22 protein-coding genes are annotated in these 25,219 nt (G+C 48.3%); 5 read left to right on the top strand and 17 right to left on the bottom strand.

Annotated elements, in window-relative coordinates; genetic code table 11:
• Positions 1-84: 84 nt before the first annotated feature.
• The 4 genes from queA to ruvC form a co-directional block, all read right to left on the bottom strand.
• Complete coding sequence (gene queA, locus BM241_RS06005; protein WP_025747690.1) at positions 85-1,113, bottom strand: tRNA preQ1(34) S-adenosylmethionine ribosyltransferase-isomerase QueA; 1,029 nt, start codon at positions 1,111-1,113, stop codon at positions 85-87.
• A gap of 264 nt (positions 1,114-1,377) precedes the next feature.
• On the bottom strand, positions 1,378-2,400 hold the full coding sequence (gene ruvB, locus BM241_RS06000) for a Holliday junction branch migration DNA helicase RuvB (protein WP_092282283.1): 1,023 nt from the start codon (positions 2,398-2,400) through the stop codon (positions 1,378-1,380).
• An 11-nt stretch (positions 2,401-2,411) separates the two neighbouring features.
• Positions 2,412-3,011, bottom strand: coding sequence for a Holliday junction branch migration protein RuvA (ruvA, locus tag BM241_RS05995; protein WP_025747692.1), 600 nt, complete (start codon positions 3,009-3,011; stop codon positions 2,412-2,414).
• A 27-nt stretch (positions 3,012-3,038) separates the two neighbouring features.
• On the bottom strand, positions 3,039-3,539 hold the full coding sequence (ruvC, locus tag BM241_RS05990; protein ID WP_025747693.1) for a crossover junction endodeoxyribonuclease RuvC: 501 nt from the start codon (positions 3,537-3,539) through the stop codon (positions 3,039-3,041).
• Between the two features lie 242 nt (positions 3,540-3,781).
• Between ruvC and BM241_RS05985 the strand changes: the two genes are divergently transcribed.
• Positions 3,782-5,005: an argininosuccinate synthase gene (locus BM241_RS05985; RefSeq protein ID WP_025747694.1), complete on the top strand. Its 1,224-nt coding sequence runs from the start codon at positions 3,782-3,784 to the stop codon at positions 5,003-5,005.
• A complete protein-coding gene (gene argH / locus BM241_RS05980) occupies positions 5,002-6,381 on the top strand; it encodes an argininosuccinate lyase (RefSeq protein ID WP_025747695.1) in 1,380 nt (459 codons plus the stop codon). Before BM241_RS05985 ends, argH begins: the two co-directional genes overlap by 4 nt.
• 27 nt (positions 6,382-6,408) lie before the next feature.
• Here the strand turns inward: argH and BM241_RS05975 are convergent, their stop codons facing one another.
• The 4 genes from BM241_RS05975 to BM241_RS05960 all read right to left on the bottom strand — a co-directional run bounded on the left by BM241_RS05975 (position 6,409) and on the right by BM241_RS05960 (position 10,432).
• On the bottom strand, positions 6,409-7,656 hold the full coding sequence (locus BM241_RS05975) for a glutamate-5-semialdehyde dehydrogenase (RefSeq protein ID WP_092282282.1): 1,248 nt from the start codon (positions 7,654-7,656) through the stop codon (positions 6,409-6,411).
• 4 nt (positions 7,657-7,660) lie between these two features.
• Complete coding sequence (proB, locus tag BM241_RS05970; protein WP_092282281.1) at positions 7,661-8,554, bottom strand: glutamate 5-kinase; 894 nt, start codon at positions 8,552-8,554, stop codon at positions 7,661-7,663.
• Positions 8,555-8,876: 322 nt separating this feature from the next.
• Positions 8,877-9,476 (bottom strand): hypothetical protein, encoded by a 600-nt coding sequence (locus tag BM241_RS05965; protein ID WP_092282280.1) that lies wholly within the window; start codon positions 9,474-9,476, stop codon positions 8,877-8,879.
• Positions 9,477-9,706: 230 nt separating this feature from the next.
• The gene (locus tag BM241_RS05960; protein WP_025747699.1) at positions 9,707-10,432 is read right to left on the bottom strand and encodes a YebC/PmpR family DNA-binding transcriptional regulator; all 726 of its coding nucleotides are present in this window, start codon (positions 10,430-10,432) and stop codon (positions 9,707-9,709) included.
• A 586-nt stretch (positions 10,433-11,018) separates the two neighbouring features.
• On the opposite strand from BM241_RS05960, the gene BM241_RS05955 reads away from it, so the two are divergent.
• Together BM241_RS05955 and BM241_RS05950 are read left to right on the top strand one after the other, a co-directional pair.
• Entirely contained in the window at positions 11,019-13,112 is a 2,094-nt protein-coding gene (locus tag BM241_RS05955) for a ribonucleoside triphosphate reductase (protein WP_092282279.1), read from the top strand.
• A complete protein-coding gene (locus BM241_RS05950) occupies positions 13,109-13,813 on the top strand; it encodes an anaerobic ribonucleoside-triphosphate reductase activating protein (protein WP_092282278.1) in 705 nt (234 codons plus the stop codon). Before BM241_RS05955 ends, BM241_RS05950 begins: the two co-directional genes overlap by 4 nt.
• Before the next feature lie 119 nt (positions 13,814-13,932).
• Here the strand turns inward: BM241_RS05950 and BM241_RS05945 are convergent, their stop codons facing one another.
• From BM241_RS05945 to BM241_RS05920, 8 genes are all read right to left on the bottom strand, one after another.
• Positions 13,933-14,412: a DUF134 domain-containing protein gene (locus BM241_RS05945; protein ID WP_025747702.1), complete on the bottom strand. Its 480-nt coding sequence runs from the start codon at positions 14,410-14,412 to the stop codon at positions 13,933-13,935.
• A gap of 164 nt (positions 14,413-14,576) precedes the next feature.
• Positions 14,577-16,613, bottom strand: coding sequence for a sodium-translocating pyrophosphatase (locus BM241_RS05940; RefSeq protein WP_092282277.1), 2,037 nt, complete (start codon positions 16,611-16,613; stop codon positions 14,577-14,579).
• A 144-nt stretch (positions 16,614-16,757) separates the two neighbouring features.
• Complete coding sequence (locus BM241_RS12430; RefSeq protein WP_156925083.1) at positions 16,758-16,904, bottom strand: OadG-related small transporter subunit; 147 nt, start codon at positions 16,902-16,904, stop codon at positions 16,758-16,760.
• An 18-nt stretch (positions 16,905-16,922) separates the two neighbouring features.
• Positions 16,923-18,047, bottom strand: coding sequence for a sodium ion-translocating decarboxylase subunit beta (locus tag BM241_RS05935; protein ID WP_092282276.1), 1,125 nt, complete (start codon positions 18,045-18,047; stop codon positions 16,923-16,925).
• A gap of 111 nt (positions 18,048-18,158) precedes the next feature.
• Positions 18,159-18,332 carry a hypothetical protein gene (locus BM241_RS12425; RefSeq protein WP_177206106.1) on the bottom strand — a complete coding sequence of 58 codons (174 nt, stop codon included), beginning with the start codon at positions 18,330-18,332 and terminating at the stop codon, positions 18,159-18,161.
• Positions 18,333-18,461: 129 nt separating this feature from the next.
• Entirely contained in the window at positions 18,462-19,298 is an 837-nt protein-coding gene (locus BM241_RS05930) for a CBS domain-containing protein (protein ID WP_051456361.1), read from the bottom strand.
• A 20-nt stretch (positions 19,299-19,318) separates the two neighbouring features.
• Complete coding sequence (locus BM241_RS05925; RefSeq protein ID WP_025747706.1) at positions 19,319-19,669, bottom strand: hypothetical protein; 351 nt, start codon at positions 19,667-19,669, stop codon at positions 19,319-19,321.
• 530 nt (positions 19,670-20,199) lie between these two features.
• Positions 20,200-20,925, bottom strand: coding sequence for a hypothetical protein (locus BM241_RS05920; RefSeq protein ID WP_025747707.1), 726 nt, complete (start codon positions 20,923-20,925; stop codon positions 20,200-20,202).
• A 160-nt stretch (positions 20,926-21,085) separates the two neighbouring features.
• On the opposite strand from BM241_RS05920, the gene BM241_RS05915 reads away from it, so the two are divergent.
• Positions 21,086-22,714, top strand: coding sequence for a hypothetical protein (locus BM241_RS05915; protein WP_092282275.1), 1,629 nt, complete (start codon positions 21,086-21,088; stop codon positions 22,712-22,714).
• 2 nt (positions 22,715-22,716) lie between these two features.
• On the opposite strand, the gene lon is transcribed toward BM241_RS05915, so the two are convergent.
• Entirely contained in the window at positions 22,717-25,101 is a 2,385-nt protein-coding gene (gene lon, locus BM241_RS05910; protein ID WP_025747709.1) for an endopeptidase La, read from the bottom strand.
• Positions 25,102-25,219: the final 118 nt, after the last annotated feature.

The raw sequence follows: 25,219 nt of genomic DNA, 5'->3' as shown, positions 1-25,219 counted from the left end.
CAATTTCACGAAAAACACAGGCTATACCCCACATCCAATGATGACAAACCCAATGTCAAAGCATATTGATAAAACAAAACAGTTTCAAAGTATCAGCATAGCATCGCCAAAGCTGAAGAAACGGTATCTTTCCTTTATAGCCTCCTGGTATACCCTGAGTATCTCTTCCCGGCTGCACATGGCGCTCACCAGCATAAGCAGGGTAGACTTGGGCAGATGGAAATTGGTGATGAGCGCATCCACCACCTTAAACTTATAGCCCGGATATATGAACAGGTCAGTACAACCCTTTTCTGTGGGATGTACTCTTCCGCTGTCATCAGCCGAAGATTCAAGGGCCCTTGTGGAGGTGGTCCCTACTGCGATCACGCGCCCGCCTCTTACCTTGGTGTCGTTTATCACCCGTGCGGCCTCCTCGCTGATCCTGTAATACTCCTCGTGCATCCGGTGTTCCTCTACATTGTCAACCTTTACGGGTCGGAAAGTTCCCAAGCCCACATGAAGGGTTATCCTGACGATATTCACGCCCGAAGCCTGTATCTTCTCAAGCAGAGGTATAGTAAAATGAAGCCCTGCGGTGGGCGCTGCCACTGACCCGCGGTGCCTGGCATACACGGTTTGGTAGCGCTCGGGGTCATCGATTTGCTTTCGAATGTACGGCGGGAGCGGCACAATCCCCACCCTATCCAGGATCTCGTTGAAGACGCCCTCATATTGAAACTCCACCACCCGGCCACCTTCAGGAGTCCTATCAAGGACTCTGGCCTCAAGCAGCCCATCGCCAAACACAAAGACAGAACCTATCTGCGCTCTCCTGCCAGGTTTTACCAAAACCTCCCAGCGTTTGTCGTCTATCTGGTTAAGAAGCACGAACTCGATTTTACCGCCAGTATCGGCTCGCCTGCCCAAAAGCCGTGCCGGAATTACCCGTGTATCGTTGATGACTAAGCAATCGCCTTTATGCAAATACTCAACTATATCCTTAAATATCCTGTGTTCGATTTTGCCGGTATCGCGATGATAGACCAGCAGGCGGGACTCATCCCGCTTTTCTGTCGGCGATTGGGCTATCAGCTCCTCTGGAAGGTAATAATCAAAATCTTCTACCTTCAACTTGCTACCTCACCTTCACTTCCTATATTTATTGTTTCCAGCTTCAATGATTAATAATTGACTTTGTTGCAAACTTAATTTGCTTGGGCATAGCCTGATAAAGTAACGCTTCACCTTGCAATTTTTGCTTGCTGGTCAATTTTTGATTCAAAATTACGGATTTCGTTTTGAGCAGCAAAATAGACTTTTTACACTAAAATCATAATTATACCACAAAAGGGTTAAGACTCCTTATCGGCACCAGCCAATACCTGTAGAACAGCATTATATCATCCTTTGCTGCTCCTGGTAAGGAATTTTTAAGTGGCGGTAGGCAAGGGGCGTGACCACCCTGCCGCGGGGGGTACGGGCAATAAAGCCCATTTGGAGCAGAAATGGCTCATACACGTCCTCGATAGTGGTGCTTTCCTCGCCAGTTGAAGCAGCCAGCGTATCCAGCCCCACCGGCCCACCGTTATACTTTTCAATGATGGTCCTTAAAATCTTGCGGTCGACCTCATCCAAGCCTATCGAATCCACTTCCAGCAGCTCAAGAGCCTTCCTGGCAACCTCCTGTGTGATCACCCCATCGGCCTTGATCTGAGCAAAATCCCTCACCCGCTTGAGCAGTCGATTGGCAACTCGGGGCGTACCGCGGGACCGCGCGGCAATCTCCCGTGCCCCCTCAGGATCTATCGGAATTCCCAGGATACCAGCAGAACGAATGACTATTCTGGTCAGCTCATCGGTGGTATAAAGCTCCAGGCGGTGTATCACCCCAAAACGGTCCCTGAGTGGAGAAGTCAGCATCCCCGCCCTCGTGGTAGCTCCTACCAGCGTAAACTTAGGAAGGTCAAGGCGTATCGAGCGGGCACTTGGGCCTTTACCTATTATGATGTCCAGAGCAAAGTCCTCCATGGCCGGATAAAGGATTTCCTCAACGCTCCTGCTCAACCTGTGAATCTCATCTATGAACAGCACGTCTCCGTCGCTTAAGTTGGTAAGTATGGCTGCCAGATCTCCCGGCCTTTCTATGGCCGGGCCGGAGGTTATGCGGATGCCCACCCCCATCTCGTTGGCGATTATGGAAGCCAACGTGGTCTTGCCCAATCCAGGAGGACCATACAGCAAAACGTGATCTAAAGGTTCGCCCCTTTTCAAAGCAGCCTGTATAAATATTCTAAGCTGCTCCTTCACCTTTTCCTGCCCTATGTATTCATCAAGGGTCCTGGGCCTTAAGGTCTGCTCGGTCTCGCTATCCTCATGAAGCTTTATAGATGTCACGATCCTGTTTTCCTGCTCGGCCAATGCATTCACCCCTATCTTCTATCCAGGGCTTTCAGCGCCAGCTTCACCAGAGTGGCAGTATCCTGCGCCTGGTCTTTTACCAGGTCCACAGCGCGCTGCGCCTCAAACGCCTGATATCCCAATGCCATCAGCGCCTGCAGCGCCTCTTTTTCTATCCCTTGCGCAGCAACCACTTCATCGGCCACCATCGGAGAGCTCTCCACCACTTCCTTGTCAATCTTTTCCCTCAATTCCAATATGACTCTCTGTGCCGTCTTTTTCCCGATACCCGGGGCAGCGCTCAAAGCCTTTACATCCCCGGTGGCAATTGCCAGGGCCAGCTGAGTGGATGACAAAGTCGAGAGCATGGAAATTGCGGCTTTGGGCCCTATACCCGATACCGATATTAGCTTCTCAAACAATAGCTTGTCCTCGCGGTTTAAAAAACCGTACAGCTCCATGCCATCCTGACGAACGTTGAGGTGTACATACAGCTTGACGTCATTTCCCCTGGAAGGCAGTTTGGACACCACAGAGGATGGAACAATTATATAAAACCCAACCCCCTGAACATCCAGCACCACGTGCTGTGGCCCAACTTCCACAAGCATACCCTTCAAATAAGCAAACATAACATCTCTCCTATCGAAAAACCCATCTCAAAAGCCCGCCTTCTCCATTTTATCCTTCAGGGCTACCGAATGGATGTGGCATATCGATACCGCCAAGGCGTCTGCGGCATCATCCGGCTCTGGTACACACGGCAAATTAAGCAATATCCGCACCATCTGCTGTACCTGCTGTTTGGAAGCCCTGCCGTATCCCACCACCGCCTGTTTAACCTGCAGCGGAGTATACTCATACACCCCAATGCCCTTGAGGGCAGCAGCCAGCACGGCCACCCCTCTGGCATGGCCTATGGCAAGAGCTGTCTTAACGTTCTTGTTGAAAAACAGCTCTTCCACAGCCACCGCCTGGGGGGCGTAGCGATCTATAAGCTTACATACCGACTCAAAGATGGCAACGAGACGATGAGGCGTCTCCATGTCAGATGGCGTATTCACAACCCCATAATCGATAACCTTCAAGGAGTTGCCATCCTGTTTGACCAGCCCATAGCCCAGGATGGCCATCCCCGGATCTATTCCAAGCACCAGCATAAACCCACTCCAAATATATTTGTAGCGCACTATTGCCACACATTATCAAATACGCTATAGTAATATTATGATTTTTTCGGCGCTGTGTCAACCACAACTGTCGGATTAGCATCCTCTCCCGTATCAATGCGATAGGTAAAATTCGAATGGCAGCAAACACACGCTAATGAGTTATTGCATAATTATACAATTCGATGTATAATTATTAAAAACAAAAAATAAATAAACGGAGGTTGAAGCACATGTCTGAAAAGCAAAAAGTGGTACTGGCCTACTCCGGAGGATTGGATACATCCATAATAATTCCCTGGCTCAAAGAAAATTTTGACTATGAAGTGATAGCTATGATAGGAGACGTAGGCCAGGGCGAAGAGCTGGAACCTCTAAGGGAAAAGGCCATCAAGAGCGGTGCCAGCAAAGTCTATATAGAAGACCTAAAAAAGGAATTCGTAGAAGACTTCATATTCCCCACCCTAAAAGCAGGCGCCATATATGATGGCAAGTACTTGCTGGGCACATCTTTTGCACGGCCGGTAATTGCCAAACGCCTCGTAGAGATAGCCGAAAAGGAAGGCGCTGTGGCGGTAGCCCACGGAGCCACCGGCAAGGGCAATGACCAGGTGAGGTTCGAGCTTACCATCAAAGCACTAAATCCACACCTCAAGATCATAGCACCCTGGCGAATGTGGAACATAAAATCGCGAGAGGACGCCATAGATTACGCCCGTGCGCGAAACATTCCCGTGCCGGTGACCAAAGAGCATCCCTACAGCATGGATCGAAACCTGTGGCATCTCAGCCATGAGGGCGGCGAGCTGGAAGACCCGTGGAATGAGCCTGGAGACCATGTTTATCTCATATGCACACCTCCTCATAAGGCCCCTGATGAGCCCGAATACGTGGAGATAGAGTTCGAAAAGGGCATTCCAGTAAAGGTCAACGGCATCAAGTATGACGGGGTAAAGCTTATACAGACACTAAACGAGATAGGAGCCAAGCACGGGATAGGGATTGTAGATATAGTAGAAAACCGCCTGGTAGGCATAAAATCCAGAGGGGTATACGAGACCCCTGGTGGTACCATACTCTATACAGCTCACGGCATACTCGAGAGCATCACGCTGGATCGTGATACTTTGCACTACAAACAGCATGTAGCGCTCAAGTTTGCAGAGCTGGTATACGATGGAAAGTGGTACACTCCTTTAAGAAAGGCGTTGTCGGCCTTCGTGGACAGCACCCAGGAAAATGTGACCGGCCGGGTACGGCTCAAGCTGTATAAAGGGAATTGTATACCCGCCGGGGTTGAATCGCCGTACTCCCTGTATGATAAAGAGCTGGCCACCTTCGGAGATGACAGCGGCGTGTACAACCAGAAAGACGCAGAGGGCTTTATCAACCTGTTTGGGCTACCGCTTAAGGTCCAGGCACTTTTGAGGGAAAAGAGAAAGGGTCTTGACTCATGAAGCTATGGGGCGGACGCTTTGAAAAGGAGACCAGCAGGGAGGTAGACGACTTTCACTCCTCCATCCACTTTGACCACCGCCTGTACAGGCAGGACATACTGGGCAGCATAGCCCATGCCACAATGCTGGGCAAGCAGGGGATTATATCCCCCCAGGAGGCAGAAGCCATCTGCCAGGGGCTGAAGCAGATACTGAAGGATATCGAAGAGGGCAGGGTGACTTTCAGCGTCACCAGCGAAGACATACACATGAATATAGAATCGCTGCTCATTGAGAGGATAGGAGAGGTTGGGAAAAAGCTGCACACGGCCAGAAGCCGCAATGACCAGGTGGCGCTGGACACCAGGATGTACACCAAAGAAGCCATCGATGAGATAATAAAGCTTCTCCTGGCGCTTGAGGAACAGCTGCTCACCCTCGCGGATAGGTACAAGGAAACCATCATGCCGGGGTATACCCATCTTCAAAAAGCTCAGCCGGTAACCCTGGGCCACCACCTCATGGCATACTTCGAGATGTTTCGTCGCGATATAGAGCGGCTCAAAGATGCACTGAAAAGGGTGGACGTAATGCCTCTGGGGTCGGGTGCCCTGGCTGGGACCACCTACCCGCTTGACAGACATTACGTGGCTCAACAGCTGGGTTTTTCCAGCATATCGCGCAACAGCATGGACGCCGTTGCCGACAGGGATTTCGTATTGGAATTTTTAAGCTGCGCAGCCATAATAATGATGCATCTGAGCCGGTTCTGCGAAGAGCTTATACTATGGTCCACCGATGAATTCAAGTTCATCGAGATGGACGACTCTTACAGCACGGGAAGCAGCATAATGCCGCAGAAGAAAAACCCCGATGTGGCCGAGCTGATACGCGGAAAAACCGGCAGGGTATACGGCAACCTGGTGGCATTGCTTACGACGATGAAGGGGCTTCCACTGGCCTATAACAAGGACATGCAGGAAGACAAGGAGGCCCTCTTCGACGCGGTGGACACCGTCAAAAGCTGTCTTTCGGTGTTTACCGGCATGCTCAGGACCATAAAGGTGTATTCTGAAAACATGCTCAAACAGGCTACAAGGGGTTTTATCAACGCCACCGATGCCGCCGATTATCTGGTAACCAAGGGCGTTCCTTTCCGCGACGCCCACCACATAGTGGGCAAATTGGTGCTTTACTGCATACAAAACGGCAAGGTGCTGGAGGAATTGACATTAGAGGAATATCGTCAGTTCTCTGACAGATTTGAACAGGACATCTATGACGCTATATCGCTCAAAAACTGCGTAAGCCGCAGGAATCTGCCGGGTGGTCCTGCACCTGATGCTGTCTCACAGGCCATTGAAGAAGCACGCAAGTGGCTTGAGCAGCAAAAATAAAGGGCGCAACTAAGCGCCCTTTAATCATTATTCCCTTATCTGCCCGTTGCCGTATATGACGTACTTGATGGTGGTGAGCTCCTTAAGCCCCATGGGGCCCCGGGCGTGCAGCTTTTGCGTGCTTATGCCTATCTCCGCTCCAAAGCCAAACTCGAATCCGTCGGTAAAGCGCGTCGAGGCATTGACGTAAACAGCAGCAGCATCCACTTCCTCCAAAAATTTTTGAGCTGTAAAATAGTTGGAAGTGACGATAGCCTCGGAGTGTCCCGTCCCATGCATCTCGATATGGCGTATAGCCTCGTCAACCCCGTCCACCACCTTGACAGCCAGTATATAGTCCAGGTATTCGGTATCCCAATCCTCCGGAGTAGCAGGTACGGCATCGGGAATAATCTCCAGTGTCTTTTCGCAGCCGCGGATCTCGACGCCCTTTTCTCGCAAGGCTCTAACCGCTTTGGGCAAAAACTCGGCCGCAATCCTCTTATCCACAAGCAGCGTTTCAGCAGCGTTGCAAACCCCCGGCCTCTGCGTCTTGGCATTGACTATGATGTTTACCGCCATGTCCTGGTCGCACTCGCCGTCCACATATACGTGGCAGTTCCCCACTCCCGTTTCGATGACGGGTACGGTGGCTTCCTCAACCACAGCTTTTATAAGCCCGGCACCGCCCCTGGGAATGAGCACATCCACCAATCCGTTTAAACGCATGAGCTGCCGTGCACTGGCCCGATCAGTATCCTCGATGAGCTGAATGGCCCCTTCGGGAATGCCAGCTTCATAAGCTGCCTGGGCCAAGACTTTCACGATGGCCTTGTTGGATTGAATGGCCTCAGAGCCCCCGCGAAGTATGACTGCATTGCCGGCCTTAAGGCACAGCCCAGCTGCATCGGCCGTCACATTTGGCCTTGACTCGTATATGATTCCTACAACGCCCAACGGTACCCTGCGCTGGCCGATGATCAAACCATTTGGTCGCTTCCACATGGCCACTACCTCTCCCACCGGATCGGGAAGGGATTTTACCACCCTGAGCCCATCGGCCATATCCTTTATGCGCTTTTCGTTGAGGGTGAGACGGTCAATGAACGCCTTGGGTTTGCCGTTCCGTACAGCTGCCTCCACATCGGGTTTATTGGCCTGGATGAGAAAATCGGTTTGGTCCTCAAGGGCCTGAGCCATCATCTCCAATGCCCTGTCCTTAACGCTGGATGAGAGCTTGGCCAGCTGAGCAGCAGCTGCCTTGGCTTTTTTAGCCTTTTCCAACACCTCGCTCATTTTATTAATCCTCCTCTCCGTTAGGGACAAAAATAGTCCCCACAGGCTCTCCGTTTATGATCCTGCATATGTTGTAGGGGTTGTCCCCGTTTGCGATGACCATGGGTATGCCGTGGCTGTTGCATATCCTGGCAGCAGCCAGCTTTGTTATCATCCCGCCGGTGCCGAAGCTGTTGTCGGTGTTCTGACAGTTCTGCTCAATCTGGCGGGTTATGCCGTAGACAACTGGAATGAGCTTTGCATCGGGATGGTGCTTTGGATTTTTGTCATACAATCCATCTATATCCGAAAGCAGTATCAAAAGGTCTGCCTTCACAAGCACTGCCACCACCGCCGACAGCGTATCGTTGTCCCCGAACTCGATCTCCTCGGTGGCTACTGTATCGTTCTCATTTACTATAGGAATGCTTCCATATCTGAAGAGGGTATTAAAAGTGTTAATGGCGTTGAGCTTTCTCTCCTCATCCTCTATTACATCCTTGGTAAGCAGGATCTGCGAAGCAATTTGGCCATACTCGCTGAACAGCCTTGAATATACGTGCATCAAATTGACCTGACCTATGGCAGCCAGGGCCTGCTTCTCCGGCAGCGATTCCGGCTTCTTTTTAAGCCCCATCCTGGAACATCCGACGCCTATAGCACCAGAGGTGACCAGCACTACATTCTTGTTCTCGTTTTTCAGGTCCGACAAGGCACGGACCAGCTTTTCAACCACCAGCAGGTTTATAGTGCCATTGTGGTGAGTAATGGTGGAGGTGCCCACCTTTACCACAACGGTTTTTGCGTTTTTTATCCTTTCTATGACGCTCTTTGCATCCCTTGCCTTTCCTTTATCGCCTGTATATCCTATTCTCGCGGTTATTCCCTCATCCTTCTTCTCCTCTACAACATCCCCCATATTGCTTACCCCTTCTTTTAAAATTAATTTGATTCTACTGTAAAAATCCATTTTGCTGCTAAAAACGAAATTTGCCTAAAGTTAAGTTGTAAATTAAGCTACAAAAATCAAGTCACATTGACCTCGCAGCACGACTCTGAGGCAAAAATGACAGAAAGCGAGATTTGCATACTCAAGCGTTGTTTTCTCAAACAAACATCCCACAAATCAAATTAAGTTTTCAGTTAGGAAAAGGTAGGCAAACCAATCATACAAATCATACAAAGGCCCCTGCTAAAATATCATTATTCCAGCAAGATATTGCCGTTACATGAAAAAGCATTCAGCTGTCCCAGCTTTCCATCAACTGCTCCACCTGTTCCAGGGAATCCACTACCCACCCTTCCTTTATACGCTCTTGAACATCGGCGCTCAGAAACGCCGTGTCGATGTTCGTCTGGTACACCAGATAAACGCCCTGACCATTTTCAAGAGGTCGGTAAATCGCTATGCAACCATCCTTCTCCTTTATGATATAATGATTGGGACAGTAACCATCGACTTCTCCGTATAACCACACAATTGATGGCGAAAACTCTTTTATAGCCCACGAAGAATGTACGCTCTCAATCTGTTCTCTTGAAAGTCCCACCTCTTCCGCCATTGCGGACCTATACGTAATTGAATTATGACCACAAAGCTTATACATCCTCTCAAAAATAAAGGTAGTCTCCTGCGATGTGGTCTGGGGTTGTTTGACCGTTGCCAGAGGTTCAAAGGAATCCGACAGAGCACCTGCTTTGTTTACCTGTGCCCTCTCGTCAGCAATGCGCTCTTCCTCCTCAAACATCTCTGTTAAAAGGGTATAAGAATAACCCATTACCATTCCCAATATCATCAACGCCACCACACCCACAAAAACGCTCTTTCGGCTGATGTACACTATAATCCCTCCAAAATATGGATTTGGATTATAGTGTTCCCATTTTTAACACTTATTATACATAGGCCCCGTAGATTGGGGCCCATGGCGGTGGCGTTGCTAGAAGCTGTCGGGCTTTGTCACGCCTGCCATTGAGGGGATGGCAGGTCAAGTATAATTAATCACTTTATCACCTTGTATAACTCAAAACTTAACCACCAATTCATATTACAAATTGCAATAATCATTTATTATTCCATCTTCAGATTGGTAAATACGTTTTGTACGTCATCATGATCTTCCAACTTTTCAATGAGACTCATCACCTTGCTACTAGCCTCCTCGTTGAGCTCCACGTAGTTCTGGGGGATCATGGCTATCTCAGCGGTTACAAACGAATATCCCGCCTTTTCGAGATGTTCCCTCACATCGGAGAAATCTGATGGCGCTGTGATGATTTCAAATACGTCTCCCTCGTCGGATATATCCTCTGCCCCGGCTTCCAAAGCATGCATCATGAGCTCCTCTTCATTTATGTTCTCGTTCTTTTCTATGACCAGCACACCCTTTCGGTCAAACATCCAAGCTACACATCCAGCAGCTCCCAGGTTTCCCCCGTGGCGTTCAAATATGTGACGGATATCGCTGGCCGTTCTGTTTCTGTTATCCGTCAAGGCTTCAACAATTATGGCCACACCATTTGGGCCATATCCTTCATAGGTGACTTCCTCATAATTTACCATCTCCAACTCTCCAGCGGCCTTCTTTATGGTCCTCATGATGTTTTCGCTAGGCATGTTGGCCGCTTTAGCTTTGGCAATGGCATCCCTTAACCTGGGGTTTGTATCGGGATTGCTGCCTCCCTCTTTGACAGCTACGGCAATCTCTCTTCCAAGCTTGGTAAATAACTTGCCCTTTTGCGCATCAGTCTTTTCCTTTTTGTGCTTGATGTTTGCCCATTTTGAATGTCCAGCCATAGCATGTAACCTCCTGAACCGACGCTTATTTCTTTCCTATAATAGCATAAGTTTATAAAACTGTGAAGAGGTTGGTTTTCACAGCCATCTCAGCTAATAAAACAGGCTACTACCGCTTGGCAGTGGATGGATGGCCTTACGCTTCCTCCGTTGAGGTACCTTGAAACGGTGCTTTTTGAAGTGTTGGCCATTTTAGTAACGTTTCCATTTTAATTATCAGGGTATCATGAATCGCGTAATAGTGTTGATAAAAATTTGCGCTATTTTTAAAAAAAGCAAACTTACCCGAGCTATTTACAGCTATAGGCATAAAATACCTAAAAAACCAACTTTAGCGGCTGTGTACACAATTAGTTGTGTGTGTTAAAATTAAAACACCAATATATAGTATGCTGTCATAAGGCCCTGAATGGGCATCAATAAAGCTTATAAAACGCTGTGATGAAAGCTGGGACAGACAGTAGACATACAAAAGCCATTGATCCCCGGGGAATTGGCTGAAGAGTTCGACCCAAGATAAAAAACACCGTTTAAAATTGTATGAGCTTTAAATCGATCTATGTTTTTTGAAAGGAGATTGGATACCATGATAACGCAGATTCGCAAGCGAGATGGAAGGATTGAAAAATTTCAGCCCGAAAAGATCACTTGGGCAATATTCAAAGCGGCTATGGCATGCGGAGGTAACGACTTCAATCGTGCCGAAGAGTTGTGCCGTCAGGTAGTCGACATAGCCAACCTCAAGTTTGGCGACAGGATCCCAGATGTAGAGGCAATACAGGACATCGTAGAGAAGGTGCTTATCGAAAACGGCCACGCTCAAACGGCAAAAGCGTACATATTGTATCGTGAAAAGAGAAGGAATGCCAGGAATCTGAACGCCCTGATTGGCGCCACCATTGAAATGTTTTCAAATTATCTGGGCGATAAGGATTGGCAGATAAAGGAAAACGCAAACACCCACAAAAGCGTAAACGGGCTTAATAATTACGTGCGCGAGGTGTTTACCAAAAACTATTGGCTGCACGAAATCTATCCCCAGGAAGTCAGGGAGGCACACGAAAGCGGCGATTGCCATATCCACGATCTGGGCTTTTTCGGGCCATACTGCGCTGGTTGGGACCTTCGCCAGCTCCTGCTTGAGGGATTCGGTGGGGTACCGGGTAAGGTTGAGAGTAAACCCGCCAAACACCTTCGCTCATTTTTGGGACAGATTGTAAACTCCACCTTTACCACCCAAGGCGAGACTGCGGGAGCTCAGGCCTGGTCCAGCATCGACACCTACTGCGCTCCTTTCATCCGCTATGACAAGATGACCTACAGCCAAGTACGCCAATGTATCCAGGAGTTCATATTCAACATCAACGTACCCACGCGGGTGGGATTCCAGTGTCCTTTTTCCAACCTGACCTTTGACATAAAGGTGCCTGCCACGCTGCGCGATCAGCCCGTCATAATAGGCGGCCAAATGATGGACGAAACCTACGGCGAATTCCAGGAAGAGATGGATATGTTCAATCGGGCCTTCTGCGATGTAATGCTGGAAGGCGACGCAAAGGGGAGGGTATTTACTTTCCCCATCCCCACCATAAACGTGACTCCTGACTTCGACTGGGACAGCCCGGTGGTCGAAGACTTCATGAAGATCACCTGCAAGTATGGCATACCGTATTTTGCCAACTACATAAACTCTGACCTGTCCCCTGAAGATGCGGTATCCATGTGCTGCCGTTTGAGGCTGGACATAACCGAGCTCAGGAAGCGCGGTGGCGGCCTTTTCGGCAGCAATCCCATGACCGGTTCCATTGGGGTGGTAACCATAAACCTCCCCAGGATAGGATACCTGTCCTCCTCCGAGCGCGAGTTCAAGTCCCGCCTGTGGAGGCAGGTACAAATTGCCAAGACGGCCCTGGAGATCAAGAGAAAAGTCATCGAACAGCAGTCCGAAAATGGCCTTTACCCCTACTCCACTCACTATCTCCGCCATATAAAGGAGCGCACGGGACAGTACTGGTACAACCACTTCAGCACCATCGGCATTGTGGGCATGAACGAGGCGCTGCTCAACTTTATGGGCAAGGACATCACCACTCCGGAAGGGCAAGCCTTTGCCATAGAGGTCATGCACTATCTGCGTGACCTGCTCATAGAGCTGCAAAAGGAGACAGGCCACTTCTATAACCTGGAAGCCACGCCGGCTGAAGCCACAGCCTACCGCTTGGCCAAGCTGGATAAAAGCAGATATCCCGACATCATAACCGCAGGGGACGATGAAACGCCCTACTACACCAACTCCACCCAGCTGCCGGTGGGCTATACTGACGACATATTCGAGGTGGTGGCTCTGCAGGATGAACTGCAGTCGCTATACACCGGAGGGACAGTGCTGCACCTTTACCTCGGCGAACAGATAGAGGATACCGCTGTGGCTAAAAAGCTCATTCAAAAGATCTTCACACAATCCAAAATACCCTATATATCCATCACCCCTACTTTCAGCATTTGCAACCAGCACGGGTATATAAAGGGAGAACATTTCAAGTGTCCTCAATGCGGAGCCGAGGCAGAGGTGTGGTCAAGGGTGACGGGCTATTTAAGGCCGGTACAAAACTACAATCCTGGCAAAAAGCGTGAGTATTTTGACCGCAAGAAATTCAAGATACGGGAAGAGACGCTATGAGAATAGCTGGCATGCAAAAGAACTCATTCGTGGATTATCCGGGCAATATCGCTGCAGTGGTGTTTACCCCCGGCTGTAACCTGAACTGCTACTTTTGCCACAACCGCCACATCATCAACCCTAAAACCATCGATATGGAGTATGACATAAACGAAGTAATGCGGTTTCTCGATACCCGCCGCTCATTCCTTGATGGGGTGGTAATAAGCGGCGGGGAGCCCACCCTTCAACCCGACCTCGAAGAATTTATCATAAAAATAAAAGGGCTGGGATACTTGGTAAAGCTGGATACCAACGGTACCCGCCCTTCTGTGCTTGAAAAACTGATAGATAAGAATTTGGTAGATTACATCGCCATGGATATAAAGGCCCCGTTTGAGAAGTACAACGAGATCTGCGGAGTGGAAGTTGACATCACCAGCATCCAGCAAAGCATAGAGATTATAATGAACGCCGGGTGCGACTACGAGTTTCGCACCACCTTCGTACCCGATCTGAATATGAATGATATATTGGAAATTGCCCAAATGATAAGGGGCGCAAAGCGGTACGTGCTGCAGCAGTTCAGAATACCACAAAAACAGAAGGGGATAGAGGATATACGGCTTTACCGCACTCCCCATCCCCCTCATGTTTTCGCCGAAACGATATCAGAAATAGCTCCACTGCTGGAATTATGCCTTGTGCGCGGAGTAGAGTAGATCAAGCATGCATGGAAACCGTGAAATTGGCTGACATATAATTATTCTGTTAATATTCTGCGCGCCAGCCACTATATATAAGATTTAAGCTACTCTATTGCCCACCTAAACGCCGGAGGCTACTCCCTCTGCCCGTGCCTCCAGCAATGGCCACGGCAGAATCCCCTGCCCGAGCCGAGAGGCTCATGGCACACCACATCATTCGAACCACAACGGGGACATCGATAAGCCCCTTCTTTTATTTTAGAAAAATTCTCATAGCTTTCATCCCACTGGGCCATACATTGTCGGCAATAAACCCTGCATATATTTCGGGTGAAATACCCCCCTCCAATCCTTATAGCCTTACCATTGACCAAGGAATCGGCCACCTTCTCACGGGCGCTGTTTAAAATGCGCTGGAAGGTCTGGCGCGAAATGCCCATTCTCTCGGCGCAGGCCTCCTGCTCCAATCCCTCTAAGTCCTTGAGGCGCAGCGCTTCCAACTCCTCTATCTGAAGCATGTTCTCTTCAACTCCACTCTGCGGCACATCCACAGGTACAAAATGTCTGACGTTGGGTATAAATTCTACTCTTCGCCACTTGACGGGTCTTGCCATAACTTCACGCTCCTTCCTTGCTTATTTTAGCACATAACGCGCTGGTTGACCAGGTATGAAAAATCCCGCCCATCCTTCAGATGGGCGGGATTCTTATTGGCAACTTTGCACTGACTCAAAGCCGTACGTCGGCCACATCCCTGCTTAAAGCCACCTTTAGCTTATCAGAACAACGAGAAGGCTATAAACAGGTTGGCAGCCAGCGAGGATATCAGCGAAACCACAGTTACCTGGGTATTCAACGATGGCCCAGCAGTATCCTTGAATGGGTCACCGACGGTATCGCCAATAACAGCGGCCTTATGCGCATCTGACCCTTTACCGCCATGAACCCCTGTCTCGATGTATTTCTTGGAGTTATCCCACAAACCACCGGAGTTGGCCATCAACAAAGCCAAGAACAAGCCCGATACTATGTTTCCGGTTAGGAATCCGCCAATTGCATGGATTCCTCCAATAAACCCTACCACCAGCGTCACCACGATGGCCATCAAACCGGCAGGAATCAACTCTTTTATGGCACCTATGGTTGCGATATCGATGCACTTCTCGTACTCGGGCCTGACACCCTCTTTGCCTTCCTTAAGGCCGGGTATGGTCTCGAACTGGCGATGGATTTCGGCCACCATTCGCTCAGCGTTTCGGTCAACGCCCAGCATCAACATGGCAGCAAAGACAGCCGGTACCGCCAGCCCTACCATTATGCCAAAGAATACCAGCGGATTCATTATATTGAAACTTATGTCGGAACCCGTCACATTCATTACCGTCTCTCTATAAGCTCCAAGCAATGCGATAACTGTAAGACCTGCTGCACCAATGGCAAACCCTTTGGTTATAGCCTTGGCGGTGTTTCCAGCAGCATCCAGCTCATCGCTGATGACCAGAGCATCATCTCCCATCTTGGCCATCTCAACCAAACCGCGGGCATTGTCCACAATTGGACCAAAGGCGTCGTTTGAAATGATCATTCCTACAATGGATAACATGCCTATGGCCGCCATGCTTATACCAAACATGGCATAGCTTGCTCCCAGAGGTTCGCACAGCTTATAGGCTACCAGCGCCGAAAAGCCGATACCCAGCAGTGCAGGGAAGCAGCTCAACAGCCCATAGGAGAAACCGCTGAGAATGGTGAAAGCCGGCCCTATGCTGGATGCCTTAGCCACTTTCTCAACGGGCTTTTTGCCGTCCCCTGTGAAATAATCCGAAGTGATGCCGATGATGACGGCAACAATGAGCCCTACCATGGTAGCTCCCCAGATGCGCAAATCATACTTGAAGGCCAACGATACCACAAGCGTCAAAACCGCAAACAATACGGTGGTAATATAAGTCCCTGTATTCAAAGCCTTGCCAGGATCTTTGTGCTTGCCCATGCCTATGAACAACACGCCCAGTATAGAAGCCAGCAAACCTAAAGTAGCATAGCAGAACACCATATGCTGCTGGCCGAGGGACAAACCTATAACCATAGCGGCAGCGATGGAAGCTATGTTGGAGTCAAACAGGTCAGCACCCATGCCGGCCACGTCACCAACGTTATCGCCCACATTGTCGGCTATTACCGCCGGGTTCCTGGGGTCGTCCTCAGGTATCCCCAGCTCAACCTTACCTACTAGGTCAGCGCTAACGTCAGCGGTTTTGGTATAAATTCCACCACCCGCCTTAGCAAAGAGAGCCAGCGTACTTGCACCAAAGCTGAAACTCAATACGGTATTGGGGTCCTTAGTGAGGAGGTACAATATAGCAGCTCCAAATAAGCTACAGCCCACTACTGCCATACCCATAACTGCTCCGCCCTTGAAGGCCACTTCAAAAGCGGGGGCTATACCCTTCTTGGAGGCCACGGCCGATTTCAAATTGGCAATGGTAGCAATGTCCATACCGATCTTACCTGCCGTCGCGGAAAGCGAGGCACCAAACAGGAAAGTAAGAGCCATTCTAAAGTTAGTCCAAAAGTTACTCTTCCATATAGGATGGGGCAGGAAAAGTAGAATTAAGAATGCCACCACCGATGCAAATACAGCCAGTATCTTGTACTCCCTTCGGAGAAAGGCATTGGCCCCGCGCCTTATAAGCTGCGCAATCTCCTCAGCCTCTTTGTTGCCACCTGGCTGCCGTTTTACCCAATAGTACAGGTATCCTGCAAGCAAAAAGGAGGCAACTGAAACTACGATAGCTGCGTAAACCCAAAACACCTTCCATTCTCCTCTCCTTTAAAATTTTTAAAAAGCTTATGCCGCACGGAACCCAGTTTGCAAAGCACAGCTGCCTTACCTTTTTTCCTTAAGCAACTTGTACATTTACAAACTCAAGCCCTGCAGCAAAATTTTATTCCTCTTTTAAGCATCATGGTCTTTGAAAGCTCTCATCAATATCTTTATCATCAGGTAGAAAAGCGCCAAAGTGGTATAAACGCCTGTTACTCCAACCACCAGGAGAAAGAGCGATTTTGTGAGGTCCGATGCGTGTGCAATGCTTTCAAGCATACCGTGACACCTCCCAGCTTAACCTGCCAAAAGCGGCACCAGCGCTAAGATCAATCCCCCGGCAATTATGGAGCCTAGCTGGCCTGCGACATTTGCGCTCACCGCATGCATGAGTATGAAATTCGAGGGATCTTCCTTTTGCGCCATCTTCTGAATGACTCTTGCAGACATCGGAAAAGCCGAGATACCAGCTGCCCCCACCATGGGATTAACCTTTTTCTTGAGGAAGAGATTCAAGAACTTTGCAAACAGCACGCCGCCCGCCGTGTCGAATATGAAAGCTCCCAGTCCACCCAGAAGGATGACCAGCGTCATGGGCTGCAGAAAGTCCTCTGCAACCATCGTCGAACCGATGGTGATTCCAAGCAATATGGTTACAATATTTGCAAGCTCGTTTTGAGCCGCCTTTGAAAGCCTCTCCAACACTCCGGATTCCCTTATCAGGTTACCGAACATCAAGAGACCCACCAGCGGCACGCTTATAGGCGCTATGATGCCTGCGATGATTGTAACAAATATAGGAAACAAAATCTTGACAGGCTTGGGCACCTTGACATCCCTGTATTCCATTCTGATCATGCGTTCCTCTTTTGTGGTCAAAAGCCTGATAACGGGCGGTTGAACGATGGGAACAAGAGACATGTAAGAATATGCAGCCACCGTTATAGGCCCAAGGTATTTCTGCGCAAACTTGCTTGCCACAAAGATGGCTGTGGGACCATCGGCAGCTCCTATAATACCTATGGCCGAAGCTACTTTAAGGCTATCGGCTCCAACCAGCAATGCGATGACTATTGTAGCAAATATGCCGAACTGAGCTGCAGCGCCAAAGAAAAGCATCTTGGGATTGGCAAGGAGAGGGGTAAAATCGATCATGGCTCCAACGGCTATAAAGATCAACACCGGGAAAAGCTCAGTCTGAATGCCGGCATCAAACAATATCTTGAGCACCCCTGGAGTACCTTCATACTCCAGTACCGCTGAAAGTGGCAGATTGACCAGTATGGTACTAAAGCCTATGGGCAACAGCAACATTGGCTCATATTCCTTCTTGATTGCAAAATAGATTAAAAGGCCGCCTATTGCATACATTATTATCTGTTGATAACCTATATGAGCAAACCCCACGAACAGCTTATCCATAATCTACCTCCATAAATCAAACTAAATTGTAAATTTTTAGTATATATTGACCTCAAAAAATAAGACCATCATAAAATACTCAGCAGAGGACATCTATGCCTTTCGACCGGTTCAAAGACGCATATCGCCTCCCTTCAGCTTACCCATCAATACCGTTAAAATCAGCAAAACACAGTAGTTTTGAAAAATTTCACCGCTATAAATAGAAAAACTGACGGATATGCCCATCAGTAATAGGTACAAGCGGTATATGAAGCGTGACGATACCCCCTCCTTAAGCTGCATATCCTGGTCCCTCCACAAAATCACTAGTGCAATTATACCATATCGCTGAATAAATGCAATAGTGCCCCATTACTTTTTTAAACGCTTTTTAAACCCATTTTACAAAAATTCCGAGCAATCGAGATTTTTTTACGTTTTGCTAGGTATGAAGCCTTCGGCGACCACCAAAGGTACTTTGTTTCTCTTGGCACTGGTAGATGCCAGGCTGGCAAGATTGATAAGATTTTCTATATCGTCTACATAATTCCCAGAAAAGCGGCCTTTCTCCCGCCTGCCTCCTGAAATACCGGCAGAAGCCGTAATATTTACTTTAATGCTATATTCATGCTGCGATATAGCGTCCAAAAGCTCCTTGGCCAATTCTATACATCGTTCTTTTTTGTAAGGGGTCAACACGGCAAATTCATCACCGCCATAGCGGCATAAAAAACAATCGGTGGGTACTTTAACCTTAAGCAAATCGCTTACTTCTTTCAGTATCAGGTCCCCAAATATATGGCCATACTCTTTGTCAATGATGCCAAATCCATCAATATCTATAAATATGATAGAAACTTCTTTGCCGCTCCTGAGCAGTTTAACTCCCTCATAGATTATATAATCCTTTTTGTTAAGCTGGGTAAGTATATCAAAATGCTTGGCAATCTCAAAGTAAAGCCTGGTCTTTGTAATCAAACCTATAAGCTGCCCTTTTTCCACTACCAGCAATCTCTCTATACAATATTTATCCATTTTTTCCTTTGCTTCCCATAACGAAGCCGTAGGCTCAACATAAACAGGAGGTGCAGTCATTGCATCAGCCACCAACCGGTTAGGGTGAGAAGATATGACATCCCACGTGGTTATAATGCCCACCAAACGCCCGTTCTCCATTACCGGCAAGCATCCAATCCTGTTTTGAGCCATTATCTGCCGAGCATTATCCACGCTATCCATCGATTCAATTGTAATGAGGTCTTTTTCCATTATAGAAGACACCGTCGTAATCATAGGTCAACGGATTTGCTAACACACAACACAATGCTCAGCTGAACTTTAAGGATGGTTGCTTCGTTAGCCACCTTCCCTCCTTCTTCCAATATAAGGGAAATAAGGCGATCGCGGGCCACCATTTGCATAAGGGCCTTCCGAATAACCACTGCTTCTATAGTAGGGTGTTGTATCTTTACAACCTCATATTGGTTAGGAGATAGAATATCTACCATCCTCCTGGCAGCCTCAAAACCGATAGGTGCCTTGCGACCTATTATAAGCGCATCCTGCATTGGGGGCATCTCAAATTCAGACAACCTCAAGGTTATTTCCACCTTCGTAGAACTGACCGATGAATCAGCCATCGCGAATACTCCTTCCCTCTCAGAAACCCTTCATAACCTTAATTTAGGACTTAATGCCTATGACATTAGACCTACTTTACTAGTTATTGTAATACATTTCTATTAATAATACAAGGAAAAAATGAGCATAAGCATATTAACCTACAACTTAAGTCCTATTTTATAGGATCACATCCTTCAACAAAATACGACAAACAATACAAAAGTCCTATTGCATTTAAACCTACGATAATTTAAAATATAGACATATAATGTAAAAATTTGTACGAATATGGAACCAAAAAGGAGTGTAAATGATGACACTCTTATATGGTTTAAAAAAGCTGTTTAGCAGGCACAGAAAATTTGCTCCTCCAAATGAATACAGGTTGACATCCAAAGAGCGTGAAAGCGTAATAGTATTCTTCTCCGTTGTAATATGCTGTCTCTTGGTAGTGTTAGCCCTCAAGATGATATACTAAGCATACCATTATGACCCCCAAAAAAGCGGAAAGGACATTTATGCCCTTTCCGCTTTTTGTTATACAAGGCTACTCCTCCTGCTCGTCTTCCAGGGAGTATAAACGCGGATTGGGAGATCGAGCGTTATCGCGTACATCTTCAAGCTGTGGCGGGAACAGCGGAAGCCTGAAGAACTCTTCGCACAGATTCTCTGCAAATTCTTCACAGGGAGGAATCTCGCAGAACCCAAACGAAGGCACCAGCAGGTCAACCTTGGCTACAATCTTCAGAATGATGGTGATGCATACATCAACCTCAAATTTTAAAACGTCACCGTGCACCGCCTTGCCTGATACGCACATAGCGTTAACAGTGCTCTCCAGCTGGAAGGGAATTACCGATTCATCCGGCACAAAGAGTATTACATCTTTTGGAACAGATATAGAACTGTTACCTATACCCCTCTTGCCGTTCGCATCCTCAAAAATTACCTCAACCGGGATCTCTACTTTCGTTTGTATCCTTGCAAAATTCGGGCGGTCGGGCAGCCTGGTGATCTGGGTTCCCACCAGTTTACCTTTTACGCTGGTGCTTCTGCAGCCTATGAAGGTAAACGGCGGTGTAAAGTCCCTCCAATCGCCGTATATGTCTTTTACCGTAATCCTTATATCTTTTAAAGTTTCCTGCTGGAGACAGGCATCATACACCTTATCCACTTGGATGCATACCTTTTCGATTATCTTTTTGCATGCATCAAAGCTGATCCGACTAGGACACCGTTCATTGCCCTGATTTTTATATGAATAGAAAGACATCTTCAAACCTCCTTTTCTCACAGTATATGTCCGAGGAAATCTATATTTCCTCTCACTGCATAATATGTAAAAATTCAATTATGTGTGATAACGTATGTGATAAATTCTCGAATCATATCATAAGATTTACTAAAACGATTGTGTTGAAACGGGTGATATCATGGCAGGCGTTGTTGATAAGTCATTCGTGCTCAAAACCTCCTCGGGAAATCGATGGCATTTCTTCCTCTCGCCTGAACAGAGCATAGTGTATTCTCAATCAGATCCCCAATCAGAAATCGGGACAACGGCTCAGAATGTTTTGTTGGATTCCCAGCCGGTTAAAGATCTGGCGGTCACAATCGACTCCAGCGATAACATCCATGTATTGGCATATACTGTAACAAACCAGCTGGTGTATTACTGGTGGAACGGCCTCAAATGGCAACGCCAAACAGTGGAGTACATTCGGTCTCCGGCACAAAACATCTCCTATTTCACCATAATGGCATACCGAGATACCATCCACATACTATATTACATTAAGGGCTCATTAAGGCGTGGAACAGAATTCCTGATACATTATCGAGGTAATGGGAATAAATGGACAAGGCAAAGAACATGGACCTTTGCTTCTGATAGCCTTACGACCATAGAGAACGCCTTTGTAGACAACCTAGGAAACGTGCATCTGTTGTTCAGCCAACAATCCAACAATCAACCTTCACTCCTGTATTCTTGCTTTAGTCCCTCTTTTTCCTCCTGGACCACTCCAGTAACGATATACAAGCCTGATCGAGCCTGCTCAGAATGTTACCTGTATACCGATCCTCGCCAGCGCATTTACATCATATGGAAAGAAAAAGAAGGTGCCAGCCACATCATAAGATATCTATCCTTAAGAAGTGCACTTCAACCAGAAAGCGATACACAGGAAGCAAAGGTTATATACACGGGCCAGGACGAGCCCGTCCTTCCCACGCTGCTGCTATTGGACCAGTTGTACTGCCTGTGGGAGATGAAAGGCGATATATACTGCACAACCTCACAGGACGGCGGCAATACCTGGAGTATCCCTAGAGCGATTCCCCACGCTCCCTCGGACATCGTAACCTTTTTCTACTACACCTCGTTTGACAGGCCAGACCTTCCCCCCACTTTAAGGCTGTGGGGTATAAATTATAAAGAAGTCCTGGACCTTTCCCTTTCAGGCTCCCATGCAACGCTCAACGCTGCTATCGCGCAAAAAAAGCAAGACCAACAGTTACCGTACAGCAAATTGGAAAAAAGGATCGCCGCCATCGAACGGCAGCTTGAAAACATAACCTCCAGCATTTACGCTTTTCAAGAGCAATTGCTACAAAACAGCAAGGCCATGTATTTTCTGGAAGCCATGATAAAAAAGCTCAACTTCCAGGTAGAACAGCTCAGGACAAACAGCAAACAGTCGCTTACCAACATCGACACGCTTCACAAAGAAAAAAGGCCCGTTCCAACAAAACAGGCCTATCAAACAGCGTCAACTCCATCGTCTTCAATGGACGACAATGCCACGCGCAGCACATCGCCATCCTCTCCCCCTATACGTCCTGACAGCAACGAGCTACCCTCAAGCGAGGGTAAACAAGAGGATAAACAAGGCATCACACAACCCGGCGTCAGTGCACAACTCCCCCAGAAAACCGGAAATAGCTCTCAAGGTACAGACAACGCCCAAACTCCAGCCACCACACAACCCAAAGACACCCCTCACAGAATAACATTGGGCAACGTGGACATAATCATAAATCCACAAGACGAAGAAGACTAAAACTATTGTTTCGGCTTAGGAACCTCCACCAGAGCATGCTCAAGCACTTGATCCATATGTTCCACCAATACTATCTTTACCTTTCGCTTAACATTTTCGGGGATCTCCTTCAAGTCCTTTTCGTTTTCAGAAGGGATGATGACCTTGGTAATCCCAGCTCTATGGGCTGCCAATACCTTTTCCTTTAAGCCACCGATGGGCAGCACCCTGCCCCTCAAGGTTATTTCGCCCGTCATTGCCACATCGCTGCGGGCGGGTATCCCCGTTAGAGCCGATATTATGGCCGTGGTCATGGTAATACCGGCCGAAGGGCCATCCTTGGGAATTGCCCCCTCAGGGATGTGCACGTGAATATCGGTATTGTTGTAAAAATTGGGATCAATACCGAAATCCCGTGCCTTGGCACGTATATAGCTGAACCCGGCCTGTGCCGATTCCTTCATGACATCGCCCAGCTGACCGGTGAGCACCAGCTTTCCAGTACCGGGCATATGGATGGCCTCCACCAACAGGGTGTCACCCCCCACCGCCGTCCAGGCCAAACCGGTGACAATACCGGCCTGGTCGTGTTGCCCCGCTTTCTCATAGCGATATATGGGAACACCCAGATAACGCTTTAGGTTGCTGCTGGTTATTCGGACGCGCTGCTGACCAGTCTCCAGTATCTTCCTGGCAGCCTTTCTGCATATGGTAGCAATCTGCCGCTCCAGATTGCGTACACCGGCCTCGCGGGTATAATAATTGATGATATCCCTTATGACTCGCTCGGGTATCTGAACGCTCCCCTCTTTAAGCCCATGCTCCTTCACCTGCTTAGGGATAAGGTAACGGGAAGCGATGTGCAGCTTCTCCTCTTCGGTATAGCCCGAAATGTGAATAACCTCCATTCGGTCCAGCAAGGGCCTGGGTATGGTCTCAAGGGTATTGGCGGTGGTCAAAAACATCACCTTGGACAGGTCAAACGGCACTTCCAGGTAGTGGTCTCGAAAAGCGAAGTTCTGCTCCGGATCCAGCACCTCCAGCATGGCTGAAGCCGGGTCTCCGCGAAAATCGCTGCTCATCTTGTCTATCTCATCGAAGAGGAATACCGGATTCTTGGTACCAGCCTGCCTTATCGATGCTATAATCCGGCCAGGTATAGCCCCTACGTAGGTTCGTCGGTGGCCGCGGATCTCAGCCTCATCCCTCACGCCGCCTAGGGACATCCTAACGAATTTCCTGTTGAGCGCCCGCGCGATGGACCTGGCAATGGAGGTTTTGCCCACTCCCGGCGGCCCTACAAAGCACAGTATGGGGCCTTTCATCTGCTGGGTCAGCTGATGTACCGCCAGATACTCCAGCACCCGTTCCTTTACCTTCTCCAGGCCATAGTGGTCCTCATCCAATATTTTGGCGGCCTTTTTAATGTCCGTATTGTCCTCGGTCTCAACATTCCACGGCAGCTCCACAAGCCAGTCCAAATACGTCCTTATGATCCCTATCTCGGGCGAACCGGGAGGCATCCTGTACAGCCTGTCCAGCTCTTTCATGGCCTTTTCGTAGGCTTCTTCAGGGAGCTGTGCTTCTTCTATTTTTCGCCTGTATTCCTCAACCTCTTCGCCTATACCGTCCTTCTCGCCAAGCTCCTTCTGTATGGCCTTGAGCTGTTCCCTTAAATAGTACTCCCGCTGGAGCTTGTCTATCTGCTTCTTTACCCGCTGATTGATCTTTCTCTCAATCTCCAGGATCTGAATTTCCCTGGTCAATATGCCGTACAGCTTCTCCAGCCTATCCTGCGGGTCAAATGCCTCCAGGATGTTCTGCTTGTCCTCAATCTTGACCAGCACATTGGCAGCAATGATATCGGCCAGCTGGCCAGGTTTTTCAACCGCGTTGACCGATATCAGCGTATCAGGGGACACCCGGTTGCCAAGCTTTACATAATCCTCAAATATGTCTAGCACGCTTCGCATCAAAGCTTCTTGTTCTAGATCGCCTGGCTCAGGGTCATTTTCTTCAATCTCCTCAATCTCCACCTCAAAATATGGATCGGTGGATATGCACTTGACAATCCGGCCACGCTTAAGCCCTTCTACCAGCACGCGTATGGTATCCCCCGGCAGCTTGAGAAGCTGCTTTATTTTGGACACAGTACCCACATGATATATGTCATCAAAGCCTGGGTCATCCATCTTTGCGTCTTTCTGTGTGACCAAGAACAGCTCCTGGTCGTTTATCATTGCCTCCTCCAGTGCGGCAATGGACTTCTGTCGCCCTACATCAAAATGCAGCACCATATACGGAAAAACCGTCAATCCCCTAAGTGGCAGACAGGGAATGCGCCTTAATCTATTATTGGATTTCTTTCTTCGCCTGCCCTTTTTCTTTTCAGCCGTTTGCTCGGCCATATCATTATCTCCTCCACATCTATAAAAAAATCCCGCACCTATATTTTGCACATCTTCTCGACTTTTAAATTATATATAACAACTGTATAAAAAATCAAGCTCTAGCTATCCAATCTCA

This window comes from Caldicoprobacter faecalis (genome assembly GCF_900115765.1).
GTDB classification, from domain to species: domain Bacteria; phylum Bacillota; class Clostridia; order Caldicoprobacterales; family Caldicoprobacteraceae; genus Caldicoprobacter; species Caldicoprobacter oshimai.
This window is presented reverse-complemented; position numbering and strand designations above follow the sequence as displayed.